Here is a 14,494-nt window from a genome sequence, read left to right as displayed (position 1 = left end):
CCGGGGATTACTGCTCCACCGTGACGGTGACCGCAAGCTGTTCTTCCGCTTGTCCCAGCCGAATTCCCGACACCGGCGTGGCGTCGCGGTAATCACGGCCGGTTGCCACCTTTACATAGCGTTCGTCGGGCGAAATGCCGTTGGCGACGTCGAACGCGACCCAGCCGAGGCCCGCAACATGCGCCTCGGCCCAGGCATGGCTTGCCGCCTGCTCGACCGACGCATCCATCATAAGGTAACCGCTGACGTAGCGGGCCGGAAATCCCATGGCGCGCGCGGCGGCGGCAAAGATGTGGCTGTGGTCCTGGCAGACGCCGGTCTTGAGCGCCAGCGCATCCTCGGCCAGCGTCGCCGCGTTGGTGGTACCCGGCGTATAGGCGACGCGTTCGCCGATCACGGCCATCAGCCGGTGCAGTCTTTCGATATCGCTCCCGTCGCCGACCGAGGCCGCGAGTTCGCGTATGCCGCCGCCGATCGTGGTCAACGGCGTTTCATGGCTAAACAGCCAGAGCGGTGCAAATCCCTGATGTGGCCCGGAGACGCCTGATGTGTCGCGTGTCACCACCTCGCCTGATGCCTCGACGGTGATGAAATCGCGCTCGCCTTCGACGCTCAACAGCCGCGTATCATTGCCGAAATGGTCGGTGAAGCGCACTTCCTCGCGCGCGCCTTCGATCTTCAGCGCCCAGGACAAGACGGTCTGCGTCGGTCCGCTGACCGGAAGCAGCCGCAGCCGCTGCAACAGATAGTGCACCGGCGCGTCGTAGCGGTATTCGGTCCGGTGGGTGATCTTCAGCCGCATCGCTCTCGTCCTCTGAGCATGATCTTTTCCGGAAACCGGCTTCCACTTTCCGGGATCATGCTCAATAAAACCTGTAGTCCTGCGCGATCTCGTCGCCGAGCCTGGTGTTGTCGCGAATGAAATTGGCCAGGAATTCGTGCAGGCCGGCGTCGAATATCTCCTTGATCGACCCGGCCGTCAGCATGGCCTGGGTCTTGCCGGCCGTCGCATGACAGGCATGGCGCTCGCCATAATCGTCGCCCAGGAATCTGAGATGCTCCGTCAGGAAACGATAGCAGAAGGTGAGCGAGCGCGGCATGCGGACATTGAGGATCAGATAGTCGGCGATATTGGTCGGCTTGTAGTCGGCCTCATAGACCCAGCGATAGGAACGGTGCGCCGACACCGAGCGCAGGATCGATTCCCACTGGTAGTTGTCGAGCGTCGAACCGACCCACGAGATCGACGGCAACAGCACGTAGTATTTCACATCCAGGATGCGCGCCGTGTTGTCGGCGCGTTCGACGTAGGTGCCGAGCTGCGAGAAATCGAAGATCTCGTTGCGCAGCATGGTGCCGTAGAATGAACCGCGGATCAGCGCCGTTTCGCGCTTGATAGCATCGAGGACGCTGGGCAAGTCGCGTTCGTCGATCGGCCTGGCCAGCATCCGCTTCAGCGACATCCAGGCTTCGTTGATGCTCTCCCAGGTTTCGCGCGTCAGCGCGGTGCGCACCATGCGGGCATTGTTGCGAGCCGTCTCGATCGACGCCATCGTGCTTGACGGGTTCGATGTGTCGCGTAGCAGGAAATCGGCAACGTTGGCCGCGGTATAGTCGGAGTATTTCTGCGTGAAGGCGACGTCCGAACCAGCGCTGAGCAGCACCGAATTCCATTCCTCCGAGGCGTTCTGGGTACGCGTCAACGCCATGCGCAGCCCGGCATCGACCAGCCGCGCCATGTTTTCCGCCCGCTCGATGTAGCGGTTCATCCAGTAGAGCCCGTTGGCGGTGCGGCCGAGAAGCATCAAAAAACCTTCAAATGAAAATCAGTCATCCAGCACCCACGTGTCCTTGGTGCCACCGCCTTGCGAGGAATTGACCACCAGCGAGCCTTCCTTCAGCGCCACGCGCGTCAGGCCGCCGGGCACGATCTGGATGCGGTCGGAAACCAGCACATAGGGCCTGAGATCGACATGGCGCGGCGCCAGCCCCTTATCCGTCAGGATCGGACAGGTCGACAGCGCCAGAGTCGGCTGGGCGATGTAGTTCCACGGCTTTGCATGGAGTTTCTTGGAAAAATCCTCGCATTCTTTCTTGGTCGCCGCCGGTCCGACCAGCATGCCGTAGCCGCCGGAACCGTGCACCTCCTTCACCACCAGCTCGCGGATATGCTCGAGCACGTATTTCAGGCTGTCCGGTTCCGAGCAGCGCCAGGTCGGGATGTTGCCGAGGATCGCCTTGCGGCCAGTGTAGAATTCGACGATCTCGGGCATGTAGGAATAGATCGCCTTGTCGTCGGCGATGCCGGTTCCCGGCGCATTGGCGATGGTGATATTGCCGGCGCGATAGACGTCCATGATCCCCGGCACGCCGAGTGCCGAGTCCGGTCGGAAGCTCAGCGGATCGAGAAAAGAATCGTCCACCCTTCGATAAAGCACGTCGATCTGCTTGTAGCCTTCGGTCGTGCGCATCGCGACATGGCCATCGACGACACGCAGATCCTGCCCCTCGACGAGCTGCACGCCCATCTGGTCGGCAAGGAAGGCGTGTTCGAAGTAGGCGGAGTTGAAGCTTCCCGGTGTCAGCACAGCAATGGTCGGCGCGCCCTTGGTGCTTTGCGGCCGCACCGCCGCCAGGGATTGGCGCAGGAGCTGCGGATAGTTTTCCACCGGCCGCACCTTGATCTGCTGAAACAGTTCGGGAAAGAGCTGCATCATCGTCTCGCGGTTCTCCAGCATATAGGAGACGCCGGACGGCGTGCGCGCATTGTCCTCCAGCACATAGAATTCATTCTCGCTGATGCGCACGATGTCGACACCGATGATGTGGGTATAGACGCCGGCCGGTGGCCGCATCCCGATCATCTCCGGCAGGAACGCCTCATTCCGGGCGATCAGCTCCTTGGGGACACGCCCGGCGCGCAAGATCTCCTGGCGGTGATAGATGTCGTCGAGAAAGGCATTCAATGCCTGGACGCGCTGCTCTATGCCCTGCGTCAGCCTGCGCCATTCATTGCCGGAAATGATGCGCGGAACGATATCGAAGGGAATAAGCCGTTCGGAGGCTTCCTGCTCGCCGTAGACGGCAAAGGTGATGCCGGTCTTGCGAAACACGCGTTCGGCATCCTGCATCTTTTCGGTAAGCCTGGCCGGATCCTGCTCCTTCAGCCAGCGATCGTAAGCCGAATACGGACTTCTCAATCCGGAGACTTCCGGAAGCATTTCGTCGAACGCTGCCAATCGCATACTCCCCTGTGAGACCATTTCACTGGCGTCACGGGAGAAAATCAAGCGCAATCGGTGATTTGGGAGGTGCTGGCGACCAGTATGTCGCGGCTGCCTAAAATTAGGGCAGCGTCAATATGGCTGTAATCAGGCTTTGCCTCATGTCCAGGCAAGTGCCGAAGGTCCTACAGCGCCATACGTCCTATTGGACGCCCAAAGACGCTGCAGCACTTTGATTTGACGCATGATCCCCAGCGAAATCGATTCCGATTTTGCTAGGCTAGGCTGACCTTCGGTTCGGGCCATGCGCTAAAAGGCGCGGAAGGTAACGACCGTGAACGTGTCCTTGATGCCTGGAAGAATCTGCACCTTCTCGTTGACGAAATGGCCGATGTCTTCCTCGTCGTCGACGTAGAATTTGGCGAGCAGATCGTAGTTGCCCGCTGTCGAGTAGATCTCCGAAGCGATCTCGGCATCGGCCAAAGCGCTGGCAACGTCATAGGCCTTGCCCAGATCGCACTTTATCTGCACGAAAAATGCCTTCATTGCCCGGTCCTGCTCAAGCTTGCACCTACAGCGCCGCGTCCTTTGGGACGCGCAAAGGACGCTGTAGCACTTTGATTTTGCGCATGATCCTTTCCGAAAATCGATTCCGATTTTCGGGGTCATGCGCATAGGCGGCCCTTGTGGCAGACTGCCGCCCGGCTTTCAAGCATCAGGACGGCGCTCAGGCAGAACCCGCCTTGAGGGAAGAAGCTTAACCGCAGCCAAACGGCGAAATGTTCGCGGGCGCTGAAACCGTGAAGCGCTGCCAAACGTATGTTATGCTGAGCGTCTTTTGACGGCCACTTTCTCTAGACACAACGGAGACAGGCCATGCGCGCGGTTTTCGCGATTGCAATCGTTCCATTCATTTTGGCGTCCCCGGCGTTTGCCGGCGATGCGGAAGTCAAGGCAGCCCAGGCAACCATCGACAGTCAGCTGAAGGCCTTCATCGCCGATGACGGTGCTGCCGCCTACAGCTACGCGGCCCCGAACGTGAAGCAGATCTTTCCGACCGTCGACACCTTTATGAACATGGTGACCAATGGTTATCCGCCGGTGCGCAAGCCACGGACTTATGCCTTCGGCAAGGTGCAGGAAATGAGCCCGACTTCGATCATCCAGCAAGTGCTGATCGTCGGGCCGGACGGCAAGGATTACGAGGCCGTGTACACGCTCGAACAACAGCCCGACGGCAGCTTCCGCATCACCGGCTGCAGCCTGCGCGCGTCCACCTCGCTGAGCACCTGAGCGCTTGGTCACATTGCCGGGATATCGCCCCGCACCCAGCCCTCGGAAATTTCCGCCGCCCTCGCCTCGAAGGCGCCGGCTTCGATTGCGGCGCGAATGTCCTGCATCAGCTTCTGGTAGTAGGAAAGATTGTTCCAGGTCAGGAGCATCGCCCCCAGCGCCTCTTGCGAGCGGACCAGATGGTGCAGATAGGCGCGTGAATAGTCCCTGGCGGCAGGGCAGTCGCTCTCCTCGTCCAGCGGACGCGGATCGTCGGCATGGCGGGCGTTGCGCAGATTGACCTTGCCGCGCCGTGTGTAGGCGAGGCCATGGCGGCCGGCGCGTGTCGGCATCACGCAATCGAACATGTCGATGCCGCGCGCCACCGATTTCAATATGTCGTCAGGCGTGCCGACGCCCATCAGATAGCGCGGCCTGTCTGCTGGCAGTTCCGGGCAGGTGATGTCGAGCATTTCGAGCATCACCGCTTGCGGCTCGCCGACTGCCAGCCCGCCGATCGCATAGCCCTTGAGGTCCATCGCTTTCAGCGCCTGCGCCGAGCGCAGCCGCAAGGCCGGTATGTCGCCGCCCTGGACGATGCCGAACATCGCCTTGCCCTGCTGGTCGCCGAATGCCGTCTTGCAGCGCTCGGCCCAGCGCAGCGACAGCTCCATGGCGCGCTCGATCTCTTTCTCCATTGCCGGCAGCGCGGTGCATTCGTCGAGCTGCATCTGGATGTCGGAATCGAGCAGCCCCTGGATTTCGATCGAGCGCTCGGGCGACATCTCATAGGCGGCGCCGTCGATATGCGAGCGGAAGGTGACACCGTTCTCAGTAAGTTTCCTCAGCTTCGACAGCGACATCACCTGGAAGCCGCCGCTGTCGGTCAGGATCGGATGCGGCCAGCGGGCGAATTCATGCAGGCCGCCAAGCCGCGCCACGCGTTCGGCGCCGGGCCGCAGCATCAGATGATAGGTGTTGCCAAGGATGATGTCCGAGCCGACGCCGCGCACCTGGTCCATATACATGGTCTTGACCGTGCCGCCGGTGCCGACCGGCATGAAGGCCGGCGTGCGGATTTCTCCGCGCGGCATGGTGATCGCGCCGCGCCGCGCCCTGCCGTTGGTCGCCAGCACCTCGAAGGTAAACGCCTTACTCATTGAATTCCTTGTCATACACCGGCGCGCCAGGAGCCTGCCGATCCAGCGATTGGCGGTAGCGGATGCAGCCGCGCATGAATTTCGGCCAAGGCGGCACGGCGATTGCTGGCTCGGTCTTTTCCGGCAGCAGGTCCCACAGATCGGGATGATGCCAGCAGAGTTTATGGCCGGTGGAGTCGCGATGCTCGCGAATGCCGGCGCGCAGCTTCTTGACCTCGGCGATCAAGGCATCGCGGTCGAAAATTTCCAGATCATCGTCCATCGTTCTCCTCCTTGAACAGAAGAGTTGCATCTCCGTAGGAATAGAATCTGTAACGGTTCTCGATGGCATGCGCATAGGCCGCACGCATCGTTTCCAGACCGCAAAACGCCGAAACCAGCATGAACAGCGTCGAGCGCGGCAGATGAAAATTGGTCATCAGCATGTCGATGGCCTTGAAACGGTAGCCGGGCGTGATGAAGATGTCGGTCGGACCCGACCATCCGGCCAATATGCCGTCCTCCCGCGCGGCATTCTCCAGCAGGCGCAGCGAGGTCGTGCCGACGGCAACGATGCGCCCGCCACGCGCCTTTGCCGCGTTGAGCGCGGCAGCGGTTTCCGGGCTGACCGAACCGATCTCGGCATGCATCTTGTGATCGGCGGTGTCGTCGACTTTCACCGGCAGGAACGTGCCGGCGCCGACATGCAAGGTGACGAAGCGCCGCTCGACGCCCTTGGCATCGAGCGCCGCGAAAAGCTCCGGCGTATAATGCAGGCCGGCCGTTGGTGCCGCCACTGCCCCCTCCTCCCTGGCATAGATGGTCTGGTAATCGCTGCGGTCGCGCTCGTCGTCGTCGCGCTTCGAGGCAATGTAAGGCGGCAGTGGAATATGGCCGACGGCGTGCAGCGCCTCGTCGAGGAATGGACCTGACAGGTCGAATCCGAGCAGCGCCTCGCCGCCGTCGCCCTTCTCGATCACCGTGGCGTCGAGCTGGCCGAGAAAGCAGGAATTGGCGTCATGGCCGAAATGGATGCGGTCGCCGGCGGCGATGCGCTTGCCAGGCCGCATGAAAGCCAGCCAGCGGTCCGGCGCCACCCGCATATGCAGTGTGGCTTCGACTTGCGCCGCCGCCTCGCCGCGCCGCCTGATGCCTTTCAGCTGTGCCGGAATGACCTTGGTGTCGTTGAAGACCAGCACGTCACCGGCCTCGAGCAGCGACGGCAGCTCGCGCACCGTCCGGTCCTCGAGCCCCTCGCCCGGCCTGACCACCAGCATTTTGGCGCTGTCGCGCGGTTCCGCTGGTCGAAGCGCGATGCGCTCCTCCGGCAGTTCAAAGTCGAAAAGGTCGACGCGCAAGGAAATCCCGCCTCAAGGTTCCGGGCAGGTCACCGCCCAGGCGCCAACACCTTCGATGCTCAGCGTGCCGCCCATTGCGAAACTGGACTGCTCGCTGGCCTTGACCAGTCGCAATTTGGCGACGATCGAGTTGATGCCCTCATCGGTGAGATCGATCGCCATGTGCTGGTCGTCTCGAATGCCTGTCCGACGATGATTTTCGTCGAACCCGGCTGACCATCGGTGGTCCATGTCTTGCCGCCGGCATCCAGCCACACGCGCGCGACCGCGATGACGGCGGTGTTTCCCAACAGGACATCGATCGATGCCGCGTCGCCTTCGGCGCTGCAAACGATCGATTCCGTCGCCAGCGCCGGAATGGCCGCCGCGACAAGCATCGGAGTGATAGCCGCGACAGCCCGGTAGGTCATTTTACGTCGGCCGCGACCTTCAGAGACACGATCTTGTCGGGATCCTGCACCGGCTCGCCGCGCTTGATCTTGTCGACATTGTCCATGCCTTCGATGACCTGGCCCCAGACCGTGTACTGACGGTTGAGGAAAGCGGCATCGTCGAAGCAGATGAAGAACTGCGAGTTGGCCGAGTTCGGGTTCTGCGAGCGCGCCATCGAGCAGGTGCCGCGGCCGTGATTGGCGTTGGAGAACTCGGCCTTCAGGTCGGGCTTGTCCGAGCCGCCCGTGCCGGCCCGCGACGGTGCGAAAGAGGGCTTGCTGGAATTGCCGAATTTCACGTCTCCGGTCTGCGCCATGAAACCGTCGATGACGCGGTGGAACACCACGCCGTCATAGGCGCCTTCGCGCGCCAGTTCCTTGATACGGCCGACATGGCCAGGCGCCAGATCGGGAAACAGTTCGATGACGACCTTGCCCTGGGTCGTTTCCATGATGAGCGCGTTCTCGCGGTCCTTGATCTCGGCCATGTCAGAAATATCCTTTGAAAACAAATGGGTTTACTTGTCGTCGGCGGCGATGCGCACCTTGACCATGCGATCTGGAGCGGTGACAACCCCGTTCTGCGCCGCGTCGCCTTTCTTTATCTTGTCCACCAACCCCATGCCGTTCTCGACATTGCCGACGATGGTGTACTGGCCATCGAGCGGCGGCGCCGGCGCGAACATGATGAAGAATTGCGAATTGGCAGAATCCGGGTTCTGCGAGCGGGCCATGCCGACCACGCCGCGCTCATAGCGCTCGGACGTCGAGAATTCGGCCGGCAGGTCGGGAAGATCGGAACCGCCGGTACCGACGGCATCGGCGTTGAAACCGTTCTTCATGTTGCCGAACTTCACGTCGCCGGTCTGCGCCATGAAGCCGTCGATGACGCGGTGGAAAGCGACGTTGTCATAAGCGCCCTGGCGGGCCAGCTTCTTGATCTGCTCGACATGCTTCGGCGCGAGATCGGGCCTCAGCGCAATGGTCACGTCGCCGTCCTTCAGCGTGATGATCATGGTATTTTCCGGATCACCGGCGAAGGCCGAAGCGGATGCAGCCGCGAGACCGAAAAGAACGACAAAGCAGGTAGCGAGCCTTTTGATCTGCATGGTTCTTTCTCCGAAAACTTTTGTTTCATGCATGTCGTTGCCCCAAAACCGGGTTCCGCTTCTGGGCGACATGCATTATTTCGCGAATTTGGCGGTGAGCGCGCCAGCCACAGCCGCCGGCACGAAGGGGCGGATGTCGCCGCCCATCGAGGCTATCTGACGGACAAGTGTGGCGGTAATGGTTCGCACCGAAGGGCTGGCGGGCAGAAAAACCGTCTGCAGTTCCGGCGCCATGGTCTCGTTCATGCCGGCCATCTGCATCTCGTAGTCGAGATCGGTGCCGTCGCGCAGGCCACGGATCATGATCGAGGCGCCCTGCTTCCTAGCCGCGTCGATGACCAGCCCGTCGAAGGAGACGACCTTGATGCGGGAGCCGTCGCGGCCGAATTCGGCCTTCGTCGCCGCTTCGATGAGGCCGACCCGTTCCTCGAAGGAAAACAGCGGCTTCTTGCCGGGATGAATGCCGATCGCCGCATAGACGGTGTCCGCCACGGCCAGCGACGCCTTCAGCACGTCGAGATGGCCGTTGGTCGGCGGGTCGAAGGAGCCGGCGTAAAGGGCGATGCGTTCGGTCATGGCAGGTGCTTCTAGCGAGCCTCTCTCGCAAAGGCAAATCCGATCAGCAAGTTGCCCGTGAACCTTTTGGTCGAGATGAACGACAGATGAACGGGCCGATCACGAAGGCTTCACGCAGCGTTCACTAGTTTGCAGCTTCAGAAGATGAAACCAAAACCCCATTTACACGTTGTTAGGGGCAGGAGAACACGCACATGCTGATCTACATGCTCGCCACCGCAATGACCGTTGCCATGCTGATCGCCACCGCATTCGGGCTGCATCAGGAAGCAGGGCGTGTCCGCGCCAAGGCCAATATCAAGCGGTTCGAAGGCTTCGGTATCCGCAAGCCCTATCGCCACTTCTGAGTTCACAGGCAATCGCGCCGGCCCTTTGGGCCGGCGCTGCCGTACCCTATTCGGCGTTATCCGGACCAGCCTCTTCGGTGCCAGTATCCGGGCCGGCGTCGCCCTCCACACTCTCTTCGGCCTCTTCGTCCGATTGCGGTTCCGATATACGCTCCACCGAAACGACTTTCTCGCCGTCGGCCGTGTTGAAGATGGTCACGCCTTTGGTGGCGCGGCTGGCGAAACGAATGCCGTTGACCGGCACGCGGATGACGGTACCGCCATCCGAAACCAGCATGATCTGGTCGTCATTGCCGACCGGGAAGGTCGCAACCAATTGGCCGATCTCAGCCGCTTTGGACACGTCGGTGGCGCGGATGCCCTTGCCGCCGCGCCCCGTGAGGCGGAAATCGTAGGACGACGAACGCTTGCCGTAGCCATATTCCGTCACCGTCAGCACGAACTGCTCATGCACTTTGAGGAATTCGTAGCGCTCGTCGGAAAGCTCCGCCTCCTCGCCGACCTCTTCGTTGGTCAACGCGATTTCCTCTTCCTCGCCGGCGGCAATGCCGGCGGCGAGCCGGCGCTCGGCGACCGCCCGCCTGAGATAGGCGGCGCGCTCGGCCGGCGATGCATCGACATGCTCGATCACCGCCATCGAGATCACCCTGTCGGTGTCGGCCATGGCGATGCCGCGCACGCCGACCGAATTGCGGCTTTGGAAGACGCGCACGTCGCTGACCGAGAAGCGGATGCACTGGCCGGAGCTTGCGGTCAAAAGCACGTCGTCATTGTCGGTGCAGGTCTCGACGCCGAGAATCTCGTCGCCTTCCTCTTCCAGCTTCATGGCGATCTTGCCGTTGCGGTTGACCTGGACGAAGTCCGACAGCTTGTTGCGGCGCACCGTGCCGCGCGTCGTGGCGAACATTACGTCGAGCTCGCCCCAGCTCGTCTCGTCCTCGGGCAGCGGCATGATGGTGGTGATGCGTTCGCCCTGCTCCAGCGGTAGCATGTTGATCAGCGCCTTGCCGCGTGACTGCGGGTTGCCGATCGGCAGGCGCCAGACCTTTTCCTTGTAGACGATGCCGCGCGAGGAGAAGAACAGCACCGGCGTGTGCGTGTTGGCGACAAACAGCCGGGTGACGAAATCCTCTTCCTTGGTCGACATGCCGGAGCGGCCCTTGCCGCCGCGGCGCTGCGCCCGGTAGAGCGACAGCGGCACGCGCTTGATGTAGCCGGAATGGCTGACCGTCACGACCATGTCCTCGCGCTGGATCAGGTCCTCGTCTTCCATGTCAGCCCCGCCCTCGGAGAGGTCGGTGCGGCGCGGCGTGCCGAACTCGTCGCGCACGGCGATGAGCTCGTCCTTGACGATCTGCTGGATGCGGGCGCGCGACGACAAGATGTCGAGATAATCGACGATCTCCGCACCGATCGTGTTCAACTCGTCGGCGATCTCGTCGCGGCCGAGCGCGGTCAGGCGCTGCAGGCGCAGTTCGAGGATGGCGCGCGCCTGTTCCTCGGACAGATTGTAGGTGCCGTCCTCATTGATGCGGTGGCGCGGATCGTCGATCAGCAGGATCAGCGATTCGACGTCGCCCGAGGGCCAGCGCCGCTCCATTAACTGCTCGCGCGCCGTCTGCGGATCCGGCGCGCTGCGGATCAGCTTTATGACCTCGTCGATGTTGGCGACGGCGATTGCCAAGCCGACCAGCACGTGGGCGCGGTCGCGCGCCTTGCGCAGCAGGAATTTCGTGCGCCGGCTGATCACCTCCTCGCGGAAGGCGACGAACGCCTTCAGCATGTCGAGCAGCGTCAGCAGCTCCGGCTTGCCGCCGTTCAGGGCCACCATATTGGCGCCGAACGACGTCTGCAGCGGCGTAAAACGGTAGAGCTGGTTGAGAATGACGTCGGCGACAGCGTCGCGCTTCAATTCGATGACGACGCGGTAGCCTTGGCGGTCGCTCTCGTCGCGGATGTCGGAAATGCCCTCGATGCGCTTCTCGCGCACAAGCTCGGCCATCTTCTCGATCATCGACGACTTGTTCACCTGGTAGGGAACTTCGGTGATGACGATCGATTCACGGTCGTTGCCGCGCGCCTCGATGTTGACGCGGCCGCGCATGACGATGGAACCGCGGCCGGTCGAATAGGCACTGTAGATGCCCGAGCGGCCGAGCACGATGCCGCCGGTCGGGAAATCCGGCCCCGGAATGATCTCCATCAGCGCCGGCAGATCGATCGCCGGATTGTCGATGAGGGCAATCGCGCCGTTGCAGACCTCCCCCAGGTTGTGCGGCGGGATGTTGGTGGCCATGCCGACGGCGATGCCGCCGGAGCCGTTGACCAGCAGGTTTGGAAACCGCGCCGGCAGGACTTTCGGCTCGCTGCCGGACGCATCGTAAGTGTCCTGGAAATCGACGGTTTCCTTGTCGATGTCCTCCAACAATTCATGCGCGACCTTGGTCAGTCGCGATTCGGTGTAACGCATCGCCGCCGGCGGATCGCCGTCGATCGAGCCGAAATTGCCCTGCCCGTCGATCAGCGGCACGCGCAGCGACCAGTCCTGCGCCATGCGCACCAAGGCGTCGTAGATCGAGGCATCGCCATGCGGATGGTATTTACCCATCACGTCGGCGACCGGGCGCGCCGATTTCACATATTTGCGATTCCAGTGGTAGCCGCTCTCATGAGCGGCGTAGAGAATGCGGCGATGCACCGGCTTCAGGCCGTCGCGCACGTCAGGCAACGCACGGCTGACGATCACGCTCATGGCGTAATCGAGATAGGAGCGTTGCATCTCCTCGATGATGGATATCGGCTCGATGCCGGTCGGGCCGCCGTCGGAGCCGCGCGGTGTCTTCTGGTCGGTCAAATCAGGTCACAATCTAATCAGGAATCACTTGGTGCTTATATAGGAAACCGGGCCGAAACTCCAATGTCCGCCGCAGTTTTCCAATGTCCATTTTTGTGGTGATTTCAAAAGGATACCAATGATTGCGACGATATGGCCGAGACGCTTTTCGTGGCCGCCGGCACAAAGTTCATTATCAGGCCGATCTTGCCTCACAAAGCCGGAACGGCAGATGCGTTCGGCACTCTTTAGCCTCGCCGGCGGACCCGATAGGCGCCGGGCGCTTCCCCCATCACGCGCCGGAAGCGGCGGTTGAAGGTGGACAAATCGTTGAACCCCGCCTCAAAGGCGATCGCCGAGATCGTCTCGTCCGACCTGCGCAGCCGCACCGCCGCCCTGTGCAGCCGGGTCTTCAGCAGGAACTGGTAGGGCGTCATGCCCGCCACGTGCCGGAAGGTGCGCAGGAAATGGTAGGGACTGGTCGCCGTCTCGTTTGCAAGTTCGGCAAGCGAGACCGGCCTTTCGGCATCAAGCTCGATGCGCCGCACCGCCTCCGCGACACGTTTCTGGTCGCGGCGGCTCGGCGACCCGGCGGCGTGCACAGCGCTGGAGGCGGCAGCGACGGCCGCGCCGGCAATGCGCAAGCCGAGTTCCTCGAACGCATCGGTGTCGGCTGTCTCCCGCGCGGCTTCCGCCTCGGCCAGCAACGGTGCCAGCGCTGGCAAGGGCGGCAGCCGCGGCGTCCCGAAGGCCAGCGTCTTCACGCCCGGCACGTCGGCGACGATCTGTTCCACATAGGCCGGCCCGAAATGGAAGGAGAGGCAACGGTCGCCGGCGCCATGCTCGTGCCCGCACTCGTAGCAGGTGCCGGGGTTGCCGAGTAGAAGCGCGCCCGGCGCCAACATCGCCGTGCCCTGGCGTGCGCGATAACGGAAGGTACCGGCGGTCACCGCGGCGATGCAGAAACCTCGATGCTCTTCCTCGAACGGCCGGTCGGCGGCGCCGGCGGTGCAGACCACGTCCAACACTTGCCAGCCTCGTCCCGACGCCAGGGTATGCGCACTCGTTGTCATGGCTGAAAGATAGCAATTTTTCCCAAGCCCAAGAAGCCTGCCAAGGCCTATTCCTCCCGGTCTCCTGACAAGAAGAGACCACAACATGTTCTATTCATCCTCCTTTGCCGAAGCCCTGCATAGCGACGGGCCGGCCGCGAACCTTGCCGAAAAGCTGAACCTTTATGGCCGCTTCGTCGGCGCCTGGACATTCGATGCCACGCGCCATCTCGAAGACGGCCAGATGCTGACCGGGCGCGGCGAGGTGCATTTCGGCTGGGTTCTCGAAGGCAAGGCGATCCAGGACGTATGGATCCTGCCCGCGCGCGATGCCGGCCCCTCGCCTTCGCTCGGCAAATGGACCTTCTATGGCACGACATTGCGCGTCTATGACCCCGGCGTCGACGCCTGGCACATTTTCTGGAGCGACCCGCGTAACCAATACTACAGCCGCCAACTCGGCCGCGCCGAGGGCGATACCATCGTCCAGCAAGGCGCAGACGCCACCGGCTCTGGGGTGCGCTGGAGCTTTTCCCGCATCACCGAAAATTCGTTCCGCTGGCTGGGCGAACGCTCGCATGACGACGGCGCGACCTGGCGGCTCGAAGTCGAGTTCCTGGCGCGCAGCGTAACTAGAAATTGACGACACAACATATTGTAACAAAGGAGAAAAAGATGCTGGACCATGTCTCGATCGGTGTCCGCGACACCGCCGCCTCGAAGCGTTTCTACGATGCCGCGCTAATGCCGCTCGGCTACAGCTGTCTCAGCCAGTCGCCGGGTTCGCTCGGCTATGGCGCGCAAGGCGTTGCGCTGTGGGTGAACGAGGCTCAGCGCCCGGTTTCGGCCGACGGCGAGTCCGGCCTGCATTTCTGCTTTGCGGCGCCGACGCGGAGCAGCGTCGACGCTTTCCACGCAAGCGCCTTGCGTGAAGGCGGCAGTGACAATGGGGCACCTGGCCTGCGCGCCAGCTATGGCGAAAACTACTACGCTGCCTTTATCATCGACCCGGACGGCTATCGCCTCGAGGCCTATTGTGGAGTGGCCAGCTAGGCTCACGCCACCCATCAAGGTTGCCGAACTCCCGCAGTTCAAACGGTTTCCACTGACCCTGCTTTGCTCTACCAATGCCAAGCTTCGGGCAATACCAGTA

Annotated in this window: 17 protein-coding genes; 4 read left to right on the top strand and 13 right to left on the bottom strand. The window is 62.2% G+C overall.

The features are described from left to right. Window positions 1–7: 7 nt before the first annotated feature. From IQ26_RS02270 to IQ26_RS02255, 4 genes are all read right to left on the bottom strand, one after another. Window positions 8–802, bottom strand: coding sequence for a transglutaminase family protein (locus tag IQ26_RS02270; RefSeq protein ID WP_145712599.1), 795 nt, complete (start codon window positions 800–802; stop codon window positions 8–10). A gap of 61 nt (window positions 803–863) precedes the next feature. Further along, window positions 864–1,805, bottom strand: coding sequence for an alpha-E domain-containing protein (locus IQ26_RS02265; protein WP_145712596.1), 942 nt, complete (start codon window positions 1,803–1,805; stop codon window positions 864–866). Window positions 1,806–1,826: 21 nt separating this feature from the next. Beyond that, window positions 1,827–3,239, bottom strand: coding sequence for a circularly permuted type 2 ATP-grasp protein (locus IQ26_RS02260; protein WP_162457844.1), 1,413 nt, complete (start codon window positions 3,237–3,239; stop codon window positions 1,827–1,829). A 294-nt stretch (window positions 3,240–3,533) separates the two neighbouring features. Next, window positions 3,534–3,770 (bottom strand): Lrp/AsnC ligand binding domain-containing protein, encoded by a 237-nt coding sequence (locus tag IQ26_RS02255; RefSeq protein WP_023674883.1) that lies wholly within the window; start codon window positions 3,768–3,770, stop codon window positions 3,534–3,536. A 330-nt stretch (window positions 3,771–4,100) separates the two neighbouring features. Between IQ26_RS02255 and IQ26_RS02250 the strand changes: the two genes are divergently transcribed. Beyond that, complete coding sequence (locus IQ26_RS02250; protein ID WP_145712590.1) at window positions 4,101–4,517, top strand: DUF4864 domain-containing protein; 417 nt, start codon at window positions 4,101–4,103, stop codon at window positions 4,515–4,517. Between the two features lie 8 nt (window positions 4,518–4,525). On the opposite strand, the gene tgt is transcribed toward IQ26_RS02250, so the two are convergent. From tgt to coaD, 7 genes are all read right to left on the bottom strand, one after another. Continuing rightward, a complete protein-coding gene (gene tgt / locus IQ26_RS02245) occupies window positions 4,526–5,656 on the bottom strand; it encodes a tRNA guanosine(34) transglycosylase Tgt (protein WP_145712587.1) in 1,131 nt (376 codons plus the stop codon). Then, window positions 5,649–5,918 (bottom strand): hypothetical protein, encoded by a 270-nt coding sequence (locus IQ26_RS02240; RefSeq protein WP_145712584.1) that lies wholly within the window; start codon window positions 5,916–5,918, stop codon window positions 5,649–5,651. Before IQ26_RS02240 ends, tgt begins: the two co-directional genes overlap by 8 nt. Beyond that, complete coding sequence (queA, locus tag IQ26_RS02235) at window positions 5,908–6,993, bottom strand: tRNA preQ1(34) S-adenosylmethionine ribosyltransferase-isomerase QueA (protein WP_145712581.1); 1,086 nt, start codon at window positions 6,991–6,993, stop codon at window positions 5,908–5,910. The genes IQ26_RS02240 and queA overlap by 11 nt, the downstream gene beginning before the upstream one ends. A gap of 12 nt (window positions 6,994–7,005) precedes the next feature. Then, entirely contained in the window at window positions 7,006–7,155 is a 150-nt protein-coding gene (locus IQ26_RS39065; protein ID WP_156090918.1) for a hypothetical protein, read from the bottom strand. A gap of 244 nt (window positions 7,156–7,399) precedes the next feature. After that, window positions 7,400–7,912 carry a peptidylprolyl isomerase gene (locus IQ26_RS02230; RefSeq protein ID WP_145712578.1) on the bottom strand — a complete coding sequence of 171 codons (513 nt, stop codon included), beginning with the start codon at window positions 7,910–7,912 and terminating at the stop codon, window positions 7,400–7,402. A 30-nt stretch (window positions 7,913–7,942) separates the two neighbouring features. Further along, complete coding sequence (locus IQ26_RS02225) at window positions 7,943–8,533, bottom strand: peptidylprolyl isomerase (protein ID WP_145712575.1); 591 nt, start codon at window positions 8,531–8,533, stop codon at window positions 7,943–7,945. A gap of 75 nt (window positions 8,534–8,608) precedes the next feature. Further along, window positions 8,609–9,109, bottom strand: coding sequence for a pantetheine-phosphate adenylyltransferase (coaD, locus tag IQ26_RS02220; RefSeq protein WP_145712572.1), 501 nt, complete (start codon window positions 9,107–9,109; stop codon window positions 8,609–8,611). A gap of 194 nt (window positions 9,110–9,303) precedes the next feature. On the opposite strand from coaD, the gene IQ26_RS39635 reads away from it, so the two are divergent. Beyond that, window positions 9,304–9,456, top strand: a complete 153-nt coding sequence (locus IQ26_RS39635; protein WP_145712569.1) for a hypothetical protein — start codon at window positions 9,304–9,306, stop codon at window positions 9,454–9,456. 46 nt (window positions 9,457–9,502) lie between these two features. Here IQ26_RS39635 and gyrA read toward each other — a convergent pair whose 3' ends face one another. Then, on the bottom strand, window positions 9,503–12,310 hold the full coding sequence (gene gyrA / locus IQ26_RS02210) for a DNA gyrase subunit A (RefSeq protein ID WP_145712565.1): 2,808 nt from the start codon (window positions 12,308–12,310) through the stop codon (window positions 9,503–9,505). Window positions 12,311–12,537: 227 nt separating this feature from the next. Then, on the bottom strand, window positions 12,538–13,362 hold the full coding sequence (locus IQ26_RS02205; protein WP_145712562.1) for a helix-turn-helix transcriptional regulator: 825 nt from the start codon (window positions 13,360–13,362) through the stop codon (window positions 12,538–12,540). A gap of 85 nt (window positions 13,363–13,447) precedes the next feature. On the opposite strand from IQ26_RS02205, the gene IQ26_RS02200 reads away from it, so the two are divergent. Then, window positions 13,448–13,984 (top strand): hypothetical protein, encoded by a 537-nt coding sequence (locus tag IQ26_RS02200; RefSeq protein ID WP_145712559.1) that lies wholly within the window; start codon window positions 13,448–13,450, stop codon window positions 13,982–13,984. A gap of 32 nt (window positions 13,985–14,016) precedes the next feature. Further along, window positions 14,017–14,394 carry a VOC family protein gene (locus IQ26_RS02195; RefSeq protein WP_145712556.1) on the top strand — a complete coding sequence of 126 codons (378 nt, stop codon included), beginning with the start codon at window positions 14,017–14,019 and terminating at the stop codon, window positions 14,392–14,394. Window positions 14,395–14,494 lie beyond the last annotated feature (100 nt).

The organism is Mesorhizobium tianshanense (assembly GCF_007830515.1).
Taxonomy (GTDB): domain Bacteria; phylum Pseudomonadota; class Alphaproteobacteria; order Rhizobiales; family Rhizobiaceae; genus Mesorhizobium; species Mesorhizobium tianshanense.
Note: the sequence above shows the minus strand (reverse complement) of the source record. Positions and strands in the feature narration are given on the sequence as shown.